Origin of the sequence: Alteromonas profundi, assembly GCF_010500865.1 — a bacterium.
In the GTDB taxonomy this organism is placed as follows: Bacteria; Pseudomonadota; Gammaproteobacteria; order Enterobacterales; family Alteromonadaceae; genus Alteromonas; species Alteromonas profundi.
The window spans coordinates 1-10,071 of the sequence record NZ_JAAAWN010000045.1; the positions used below are offsets into that span (position 1 = coordinate 1).

The following is a 10,071-nucleotide window of genomic DNA, read 5'->3' on the forward strand; positions in this document are numbered from 1 at the left end:
CCTTAAAATTATTTTTGCAAGGTGTTCCAGAGAAAAACTTATACAAACAAGTGTTAGATGAACTCCGGAGTGTTGATAGAGTTGAATATATCCATGACTTAAAAATTTGGTCACTTGACGGAGAACACAATGTTATTACTATACGCGTTGGCAGTGCCTTAAAGACAGTTGAAGAATACAAGTTATTGAAGCTTGATATTTATGATAGCTTGGCCATGTTTGACTTCAGTTACAGCACAGTTGAAATAGAGTTTACTGACGAGCATTCTGCAGTTAATGAGGAGGTGAGATGAAATTCCATTACTCATTAACAATGATAGTCGACAGTAATTCAAGTTTTAATACTAAGCTAAAATTTTATTTGTGACACATTGTCTACAATCATGACTATAGATTTTCATGGAACTTTTTAGTTTGTTCCCCTCATGATTAAATTTTTTGTTAAACTGTAAGGAGAGTGTGATAGATAATAATGCGTAACTAAAGTGGTAAGAGGCAAGATTGAACACGTACCTTCGACATCAACGTTTCTTTCGTGCTCTTACGAGATGTTGAAAATAAAATATAGAGACATTAATGAAATTTATAAGTAACTATAAGATGAGCTTCTTATTTTTTATTAGTGGTATTTTGTGTTTAATCGCTTATAACATAAAAGGCTCGAGTATAGATGAAAATGGTTTTTTGGTTGAATCGTTTGGCTTCATTCCTATATTTTGGCTATTTGAGCTGATGGCATCGCTGACTTTTGCTTTCACTTTCATTAAACTTAAAAAAAAATCAGCGAAAGTAAAAGCACGCGAAGAACTTTTTCTAACTGACAATTTTGCTTTGCGATTTGCTATGCAACTCCTGGCTAGTAATTGAAAACTGAACCCAAAGGTTGTTGGGTATTGCCTTTTAGTTATATCAGACTTTAACTTCTTATATTAAAGCTCGCTAATTATTGGCTTTCTATTCTTTTATACACATTGATGAATTTGCACAGTTGGACCCATGTCAGTGCGGTACCTCATCGGTGAGTCAACAGTCTCAAATCAAAAATATCTACACAATGTAGCTAACCACAACAGTGATGAAATTGCGATCGTCACTAAAACAGCCGCTGAGCCTAAATCTTTCGCTAAGCCTGACAGTGGGTGAATCTCTTTTCCAATACGGTCAATAGTTACTTCAATTGCAGTATTTATAATTTCAGCGAACAAAACGAAGAGTATGGAGGAAAGTAAAATCGTCTTTTCCATATAAGGAATTGACCAAAATGCAAGCACTCCCGCCGCTAAGATAAGTAAGATAAGTTCTTGCCGGAACGCTGACTCGTTTTTAACAAGCCATGATATAGCTCGAACTGAGTTTTTCATTGCTAATACAATACGCAACATGCCCTTTGGTTTGGCTTTAGGGTCGAAATGCATTTTTGATGTGGCTTCGTCTATGACTCGCATTTTCGTAAAATATCCTGAGTGGGTTGGTAGGTGCTGCTTTGCACATTTGTAAGACCAAGTAATGTGTCAAAAAGGTTGTCATGCGAATAAGGATGACTGGATAACGACTTTACGCAATCACTGTATTCAGGTTGGCTAAACTTGGAGGCCCAATAAACCATTGGTACATGAGTTTGCTCAACAGGCGCTAAATTATAAGGGAAACCGTGTAAATAAAGCCCTTTTTCTCCCAATGACTCACCATGATCCGATAGATAAAGCATCGACGAATTAGGAATAGTGGAAAGCTGTTCAATAATCTGGCCTAGCACGTAGTCTGTGTATGCAATAGTATTATCGTACGTATTTGTCAGCTCTGCCTCTTCACAATTTTGAATATCACTTCTGGGACAGTCAGGCACGAACTTAGCAAATTTCTCTGGGTATCTCCGGTAGTAAGTAGGGCCGTGTGAGCCAATCATATGTAAGACTATCACTCTATGTTCTTTAGATGGCCTTGAAAGAGTTTCTCTTAAAAGGTCAACAAGTACCTCATCATAACAATAATCTCCATCGCAAAACTTGGGATCTCTGGACGGATCAAAGTCTAGGGTCTTTACCCTCTTGCATACGCCTTTACAGCTACTGTTGTTGTCAATCCAAGTCACGTCAACTCCTGCACGATGAATGATGTCTAAAACATTGTCCTGACTGTCTGCAATACGCGAATCATAATTTTCTCGAGAGAGTCTTGAGAACATACATGGCACGGAGACTGCGGTAGCAGTACCGCAAGATGTCACCTTGCTAAAACTGATTGCACCTGCGTTCTGGATATTAGGCGAAGTACGCCTCGAATAGCTGTTGCTTGAAAACTTGTCCGCTCTGGCTGTTTCGCCAACCACTAACACTGTAATAGATGGGTGTATATTAGCGTTACCTTTTAAGTAGGGACGCTTGTCTAATACTTTGTAGGGTAAAGGCGGATAGAAGTAAGTGTCCCGAAGGTACTTGTACCCTGAATCATAAAAGGCGTAGGGAATAATATACTTCGTTAGATCTTTGTTATTTCTGCCGACAGCTGCATAGCTCTTAAAAAGGAACGTGGCTATAATTGCAATACCCAATAAAGCTAATAAGTTCAGCACTAGAAGGTGCTTGATTCGAGCCTTGAGCTTTCCATTTATTTCCAGATTAAAAATCGCAAATACAGGGATTAATCCCAGTATAGAGAAGAATAAAAAAAGTGTTGAATTTAGATAAGAAAAGGCTTCACCAGAATTTGTTTCCATTACATTCTGTATCATGCTCTTATCGAAAATGACACCATAGGCCAAGGTGCCGTAAAGTAGAATAGAACTTACAACGAAAGCAATTGCAACGGTGGTGCGCGGCAAAAATAGGGCACCAAAAAGACTTAGAAAAATAATATTAAAAAAGGTTAGCAAGAGCGGTACAGAGAGAAAAAACACCCACTCATTCAATGTTACAGGGGCTACAACTTCATAAACAGCGGACAAAAATGGTATGTTAAATATTGCTGCGATAAACAATGAAGAAAGTAAAATGAACTGAGCTGATGTAGGATTGAAATTTAGTGTTCTTGGAAATTTCACAATAAGGTTCTCGTGTACTTCTTAGCACATAAGTTACCTGTCTAAACTTAAATAACGCTTAAGAAAAACTGTAGAATGAAAATTCTCGCATTATTTTTTAATTGTATGAAAACATGTACCTCACGTAACGGGCCTATCTGGGATATAACTAAAGATCTCAGTCGCAGTTTTCGTAAGCGGACACTTTTCGGTTAATGCCTCGTGCGATAATAGTACCCAGTGGGCGCGATGTGCATACCCTACAGACGTTGCCATTTCTTTTTTAAAACAACTATTGCGTACATGTTTTTCATCGACGAGGATGTATCTTCCCTTTTCAGTCTTATCCAGCCACTGGTAGGCGGCAGACAATTGCTGATCAACAGGGGTATGATACCCAAAATGAGTGATGGGATAAGGCGAGAAGAGAATGAACTGTTCAGAAAAATCAACAAGTGCAATAGTTGCATCATGTTTACCAATTTCTTTTTCAATATTTGCAAATACGCTTTTAGGGGTTTTTACATCTTCAAGTAAAGTGTAACCCCAAGTAGCGTACATGCCCCAAAGAGTGCACAAGAAATAGGGCCAGACTTTCCAGTGCTTCCCTCTAGTAGTGATCACCGTAACCAGACACGTCAGTCCCCCCGTTACTAAAAAAAACATCCACGGAGAAAGCCCGAACTTTTCTTCTAACTTTAGGGCGAATGATGCTTTTACTATGCCGGAAAAACCAAACCCCAATAAGCCTACTGATAGTAAAAATACAACGCCCCACAAAAGCCAGGAAAATACTTTCTTATTAACAACTGAATCAAAGTAAGGCGCAGAGATCAGTGCCAGCATCGGCAATGCGGGTAAGATGTACACCCCCCGTTTACCAGGACTTACACTGAAGAAAAGCAGAACAAGTACAATCCAAACCAATGGTAAGTATATGCGGGCATCACCTTTTTTGATTGCGCGATACCAACATGGGATGAGCCATGGGAGAGCGATGCTAATTGGCAACCAGAATAATGGAATAACCTCTACGAGGTAATACCAGAACGGCTTTATGTGATGCCAGGAATCAGCATATCGAGTGACCGTTTGCCTGAAAAGAATATTATCTCTATATAGAGCAAGTGATGTGTTGTGGCTATTTTCGACCAATTTCAACATAGGTATAAACCATAGTGATATAGCCAGTAACATCACCACTGCACCCATTATCCACGGTAATACGGACTTTTTAGTTTGCTTCTTAGCTATGTCCCGCTGAGGCCAAAAGTGTCGATGTATCAAGTATGGTATCAGCATCAGGACTGGTAAAAATCCGACCCCTTTTGTGATGACGCCAATTCCCATGAAGAAAAAGGCGAGGTAATACCAACGCCATCGCCTTTCAACTAAGAAAAAGCGCAAAAGACCATAGCATCCGATTGTTATCCAGCAGCAGACCATTGCGTCTATCTGTGCAGACTTGGCTTGAAGCAAAAATTGAAAACTCAATAAAAGAAGTGACGTTGCGATCAGCGCCTCTTTTGTACTCCACAGTCGTTTTGAGATGTCATACACCAAAAAAAGTGTGAGTAGGCTGCATAAAGCAGATGGGAGCAGAAAGGCAATCTTAATTGACCCGAATAGCGCAAAGAAAAAAGCGATAGACCACATAAACACAGGTGGTTTATCAGGATAAAACTCTCCCGCTCTGGCTGGAAAGAACCACTGACCTGTTTCAACCATTTCTTTTGCAACTTGTGCAAAACGAGGTTCGTCAGCAGGCCAGGGATCTCTTAACCCAAGCCCGATAAATATCAACACGCTAGCCAGTACAAAAAGCCAGAAAGTATAATTTGGGTGCTTGTTCTTATGTATAATGGCTAGGCTCGTCTGATTCATTGCTACATTTGCTGCTTTTTGTGAGAGAACGAAGAGTTTTATCGTCATTATGTTGACGATGATAAACCTTAAAAAGATATGCGCTTAGCAAGCTGGAAATCCCAAATAATAGGGCGCTTATGATTATTTTAAGTTCAGAGTTGACTAATACACCCTTACCCATTAATGCAAAAACCGCCATTTGAGGGATGTAGCCAATAGTAGACCCAAAAATAAAAGAGCGTCGTGGAATCTTTGAAACGCCAGCAAAAATGTTTGTGAGTAGATTATTCCCTACTGGCAACAGTCTAATGATAACGGACTTAAGAAAGGGAGAGCGAAGTAGAAAGTGGTCTAACTTGCGCACTCGCATTTCAAAGTGTTGAATAATAATCGGTCTAGCGAAATACCGGGACACTGCCATAACTGTTGCACAGCTGAGCGTAGCTGCTAATGTTGAATAGATGACACCTTCAGCAAATCCAAAGGCATACCCCCCCATAAATGCGACTAACTGGCGTGGAAGTCCGATAGTAAGTAAAAATACTGAGACGGCTAAAAATTTGGCTATCCCTGTCACTCCATTATCACGGGTATGATTGTCTATCCACTCCTGATTAAATGCGTCAAATGAGGGGGAGAGCGAAATCAAATGACTAAAAAACAGAATGGTAAGTACCAGAATGAAGAAACGAAGGAGACTGGAATTCAATTAGATACTCTCTTCATTTTCTAAGATGACATCATTAAGTTTATTACGTTTCTGAAGCCAATAAACTCCTGCCATATCAATTAGTCCAACCCCAAGCCGCCCTAACATATTATATTTTGATTTTCCGAATTGCCTGTCTCTGTGATTCACTTCAACAACTTTAATGATCCCACCTTGTCGTCGGATCAGTGCTGGCAGAAAACGATGCATATGATCAAAATAGGGTAAATCGAGGAATGTTTGTTTTGGAAAGACCTTTAACCCACATCCGGTGTCAGGTGTATCATCATTAAGAAATTTACTTCTTACAGAATTTGCTAGTTTTGACTGAAATCTTTTCCAAGCTGTATCCTTTCTGTCTTTACGATGACCAGCAATGCAAAAGTGACTCCCTAACGGAAATTGAGAGGCCATAGTCAGGAGGTTTGGTATATCAGAGGGATCATTCTGCCCATCCGCATCAAGTGTAACTACAAGTTCTCCATCAGCATGGCTCACCCCTGTCCAAATAGCTGTACTTTGTCCCACCGAGTGCTTGTGCCGTAGTACGTTAACTCTTTCAAAGCCACTCGCTTTCAGATAAAGCAGATTCTCAAATGTATTATCCGTACTTCCATCATCAACATAGATGACTTCGAAGTTGGCTACACCTGTTAACGCTCTATAAATTTCCTCAATTAAGGGTTTTAAATTTTTTTCTTCGTTTTTCGCTGGTATTACAACTGAAATTCGCACGTAGCCCTCTGTCAAAGCCTCAAGATCAAGCAAATTCTATTTTCGACAGGAAAACGTTAACAAACAAAACTTAAGATACGCTTATGAAGAGTCATTTAATTGAAGTAATAATGTTTTAATCGCTCAGGAAGGAAGAAAGAGGTGGGTTAAGGAAAACACGCTATAGGAATGTGTTTCGACCAGTTATCGTAGCACTTTTGCCACGGCCCTGGTTTGCACTTACGATCACCTTGTCTTGTTATTGCAAATATTTTGTCCTGAGTAACGCCTGCGGCCAAATAAGCAGCAAAGTCAGTGCTTGAATCGCCAAATGCAGCAAAAAGTGTCCAGCCAGACTCCGTGTAACGCTTTAGAATATTTAGTTTAATGTTTTAAAGTTTTTTCGCTCAGCCGTAGCATTCGCTACCTGAATATTTCCGTCTGGGAAATGGTAACGGGATAAAAAAATGAAATGTTGCACTGGAAGTATATACTTCGCGCAGTCAGATAGATAACTCTGGGGCCGTTATCAGTGTATGCTTGAACAAGTTCAGACGCACTTTCTCTTTCAGAAAAAATGCAGGTGTTACTGAGCATCAGTGTTTCATCGGTGTCAAAAATAACAGCTTTGTCACTCTTACAATTTGGGGGCAGAAATTTCTGTAGAGGTTATTGAGCACTCGCTAAGTAGCAGGGCTGATAAGAATCGGTCTTCATCGTCAGTCACAAAACTGTTATTAATATGAACATAATAACGAGATAAATTAAGAGCTACTGAAGGAAATCAATCAGTTTATGCTAAAAGAACCACTTTTGTGTAGGTTAACTATAAGCACCAGTTCAATAGCTTCTTCAGTAAATCCTAAGGATGAGAAGGTATACTGAAATAACTTTAAAATTGACGTTCAAATTATGAGAATACTTCTGATAGAAGACTCCTTATCATTAAGGAACAGTTTGAGCTTAGGCTTAGAAAAGTTGGGGTACTCAGTCGATACTGCTGGCACTGGCTCTGAGGGATTGAGTATGGCGTTGCTTGGTAGCTACGAAATAATCATCCTTGATATGATGCTACCTGAGTTGGACGGTATGACTATTCTTAAAACGTTACGAAAAAGACATTTAGAAACAAAGGTTATCATCTTATCTGCGCGATCTGAGTCTGAAGACAAGGTAGCGGGGCTATTGGCAGGTGCTGACGACTACCTTTCTAAGCCGTTCTCGTTTGACGAATTGACTGCTAGACTACTTAGCTTGATGAGGAGAGGTGCGGCAAATTGTCTCAATGACCAGGTTACTATCAACAGTTTGACACTCAATATCCAGTTTAAAACGCTTTCATACAATAATGGCATTATCAACCTGACCCCGAATGAGTACAAAATTGTTGAATGTATTTTCCTCAATAGACACAAGATAGTTACCTCAGAAATGCTGAGTGAATTTATTTCTGGAAGCTATGACCATATCTCAAAAAATGCTATTGAAGCTCACCTTTCCTCAGCAAGGAGAAAAGTAAGAGAAAGCGGCGCGTCTCTACCCATTAAAAGTAAACGTGGTTTTGGTTACAGAGTTGTAGAAGCTAATGAAATCAATACGTAAAACATTAACACGTAGACTTTCTATTATTATTTCACTGTTAGTCATTGCCGTTTTACTTGCAGCAGATATTGGTGTCGATTCCTGGATCGAACAAGAATTCAACCAGGCTATGAAGGCAAAAGTAGGTATGCTTCAGAGCTTGGTAAATGAAGATGTCGAGGGTGTGGAGTTCGAATTTGCAGGTGAGTATTTGCCTGAGTTTGAAGGGACATCTTCCCCCGAGTATTTTCAACTTTGGTACAAAGACTCAACGTTTGAAAAATCAGATACTCTGGCGCTTTATACCATCAATGAATTGCCTTACAGCAGCATTGGCCTGGATGAATATTCTTTCCAGGATATTACTCTGCCCGATGGCCGTACGGGTCGGGTAATTTACACTCGATATATACCTCAGATTGATTCTGAAGACAGAGCTGGATTTTATCGGGTCATGGATAAGGGTAACGATACTCGCCCGTCAATGGTTATCGCGTACGCAACATCTACAGAATTGTTAAATTTCACGTTGTGGTTTATCGATGGTGCTTTTCTATTTGCATTAATTATCGTGCCGCTAGTTGTTCGATTTACAGTGCGTAACACTGTGGCTTATGCTCTGGCACCCTTGGATGCCTTAAATGCCAAGATAAAAGGACTACGATTTACCACTAGGCAAAAACACGAAGCTTTTCAAAATAATGTCGAGGAATTGGAACCCATTACCCAAAGTTTGAATCACTTTATTGAAGATAATTATTCGCTTTACCTGCGTGAGAAGAGGTTGACTTCGGATATCGCACACGAGCTAAAAACACCAGTCTCTGAATTAATAAATATGACTGAAGTAGCAATTAAGTTTCCAGGAGAAATAAGATTAGAAAAAGATTTTAAGCCACGTGTTTTGCAAATAGGCACAAGAATGAAAAATATTATTTCTGGCCTTATGTTAATCCAAAAATATAGTTTTAAGACCCTAGAGCTAACTGATGAGATAGATATCCACAAATTAGTAACTCAACTTATTCAGATAAAAGAAGCAAGAAATGTTAAGGTAGAGATTAGCTCCAATTTTCAGTTAAGCGTCAAGAGCAATCGCGTTGCAGTAGAATCGATAATAAGTAATCTGATAGATAACGCTATAGAACACGGAAAAACTGATACAGAAATACTTGTGAACTTAGGTGTAAATAGTTCTAGTAATGTTTACCTCAGAGTGACAAATAAGGTGGGGACAGAGGTTAATGAGGATGATCTAAAGCATATGTTTGAACCGCTTTGGCAAAAAGATGCTTCTAGAACATCTGAAGATAACTTTGGGCTAGGTCTTTCTATAGTAGATGCATTGTGCGACGCTGTATGTGCAGAAGTTTCTGTAACCAAAACCGCCGAAGAAGACATATCGTTTTTGTTGACTTTTAAAAATGAAACTATTGGTCCGTAATCTTTGGCAGGCTTAAGTTACTGTAACCTTAGCCTTAATATCACTCCTGAAAAGAGAGACTGCGACTTAGCAAGAGAATAAAAATAGGGTAATGAAACGTAACCTAGCTTTCGAATTTGGTATGTAGTAGAGATCAAAAAAGTTTTCGGCCACCTGTTCCTTGTCACGGATAATTGCTGCTGGAACAAGTCAATGCTTCCATTCAACTCATTGGGCGTACAACGATAAAATGACTTTACGATTTTTTTGCAGAGTTCTACCAAGAAACTGTTGAAAAACACTTGCTGACAATAGGTTATCCTAATATAGATTAACGTTACCTGTCTCAATCAATGTTCCGAGATCGATGAAATAATTAGAAACAGCATAAAAGTGTTATTCAATTGATACTAGGGAAGATGCAAATAAGTTCCTAACGTGAGATCATGACTGCATGTTAAGTTACATTCTCTACTGCTCGTGAGCCAACAGTTAATTATTGCCAGTAGTCAGCTAAAGCAAGCGCTGATAGCCCTATAAAGAGGTTTTCCTATCACGGATAGACAACTTATTACCGTGCTCACAATTGATAGAAGTGATTGAACTTTTTTATCCTAAAGCTGATATTAATCGTAAGCGTACGGCCATAACACGTTGAGCTTATTTTTAGTGCCCACTCATTTTTAAGTGGACACCTATTTTTAGAGTGCGTCGGTCGTTTGCGTGTGAGTCAAATCGATGTTCCACGGCAACAGTTCA

The 10,071-nt window shown here is 39.3% G+C and carries 10 protein-coding genes and 1 pseudogene; 5 read left to right on the plus strand and 6 right to left on the minus strand.

The annotated features are described in order from the left end of the window. A partial coding sequence (locus tag GTH32_RS18520) for a cation transporter dimerization domain-containing protein (protein WP_484476986.1) occupies window positions 1-293 on the plus strand: 293 nt, incomplete at its 5' end. Window positions 294-576: 283 nt separating this feature from the next. Next, window positions 577-867, plus strand: a complete 291-nt coding sequence (locus GTH32_RS18525) for a DUF3955 domain-containing protein (RefSeq protein WP_105934847.1) — start codon at window positions 577-579, stop codon at window positions 865-867. 170 nt (window positions 868-1,037) lie between these two features. On the opposite strand, the gene GTH32_RS18530 is transcribed toward GTH32_RS18525, so the two are convergent. From GTH32_RS18530 to GTH32_RS19810, 6 genes are all read right to left on the minus strand, one after another. After that, a complete protein-coding gene (locus GTH32_RS18530; protein WP_014978033.1) occupies window positions 1,038-1,445 on the minus strand; it encodes a diacylglycerol kinase in 408 nt (135 codons plus the stop codon). Further along, the gene (locus GTH32_RS18535) at window positions 1,433-3,040 is read right to left on the minus strand and encodes a phosphoethanolamine transferase (protein ID WP_014978034.1); all 1,608 of its coding nucleotides are present in this window, start codon (window positions 3,038-3,040) and stop codon (window positions 1,433-1,435) included. The genes GTH32_RS18530 and GTH32_RS18535 overlap by 13 nt, the downstream gene beginning before the upstream one ends. Before the next feature lie 120 nt (window positions 3,041-3,160). Beyond that, window positions 3,161-4,903: an ArnT family glycosyltransferase gene (locus GTH32_RS18540; RefSeq protein WP_163088594.1), complete on the minus strand. Its 1,743-nt coding sequence runs from the start codon at window positions 4,901-4,903 to the stop codon at window positions 3,161-3,163. Beyond that, the gene (locus GTH32_RS18545) at window positions 4,872-5,594 is read right to left on the minus strand and encodes a TVP38/TMEM64 family protein (protein ID WP_014978036.1); all 723 of its coding nucleotides are present in this window, start codon (window positions 5,592-5,594) and stop codon (window positions 4,872-4,874) included. The genes GTH32_RS18540 and GTH32_RS18545 overlap by 32 nt, the downstream gene beginning before the upstream one ends. Beyond that, window positions 5,595-6,329, minus strand: a complete 735-nt coding sequence (locus GTH32_RS18550; protein WP_012516896.1) for a glycosyltransferase family 2 protein — start codon at window positions 6,327-6,329, stop codon at window positions 5,595-5,597. 402 nt (window positions 6,330-6,731) lie between these two features. After that, window positions 6,732-6,962, minus strand: coding sequence for an LNS2 domain-containing protein (locus GTH32_RS19810; RefSeq protein ID WP_425292847.1), 231 nt, complete (start codon window positions 6,960-6,962; stop codon window positions 6,732-6,734). A 258-nt stretch (window positions 6,963-7,220) separates the two neighbouring features. Between GTH32_RS19810 and GTH32_RS18555 the strand changes: the two genes are divergently transcribed. The 3 genes and pseudogenes from GTH32_RS18555 to GTH32_RS19815 form a co-directional block, all read left to right on the plus strand. Further along, complete coding sequence (locus tag GTH32_RS18555) at window positions 7,221-7,910, plus strand: response regulator transcription factor (RefSeq protein WP_163088596.1); 690 nt, start codon at window positions 7,221-7,223, stop codon at window positions 7,908-7,910. Continuing rightward, the gene (locus tag GTH32_RS18560; RefSeq protein ID WP_069945568.1) at window positions 7,894-9,333 is read left to right on the plus strand and encodes a sensor histidine kinase; all 1,440 of its coding nucleotides are present in this window, start codon (window positions 7,894-7,896) and stop codon (window positions 9,331-9,333) included. The genes GTH32_RS18555 and GTH32_RS18560 overlap by 17 nt, the downstream gene beginning before the upstream one ends. A 517-nt stretch (window positions 9,334-9,850) precedes the next feature. After that, window positions 9,851-9,949 (plus strand): annotated as a pseudogene (locus GTH32_RS19815) (IS5/IS1182 family transposase); the annotation flags it as partial. Window positions 9,950-10,071: the final 122 nt, after the last annotated feature.

Excerpts from the sequence above, each read along its gene's own strand:
- GTH32_RS18560 (WP_069945568.1), top strand. The coding sequence starts at position 7,894 with ATGAAATCAATACGTAAAACATTAACACGTAGACTTTCTATTATTATT.
- GTH32_RS18540 (WP_163088594.1), bottom strand. The coding sequence starts at position 4,903 with ATGAATCAGACGAGCCTAGCCATTATACATAAGAACAAGCACCCAAAT.
- GTH32_RS18555 (WP_163088596.1), top strand. The coding sequence starts at position 7,221 with ATGAGAATACTTCTGATAGAAGACTCCTTATCATTAAGGAACAGTTTG.
- GTH32_RS18525 (WP_105934847.1), top strand. The coding sequence starts at position 577 with ATGAAATTTATAAGTAACTATAAGATGAGCTTCTTATTTTTTATTAGT.
- GTH32_RS18530 (WP_014978033.1), bottom strand. The coding sequence starts at position 1,445 with ATGCGAGTCATAGACGAAGCCACATCAAAAATGCATTTCGACCCTAAA.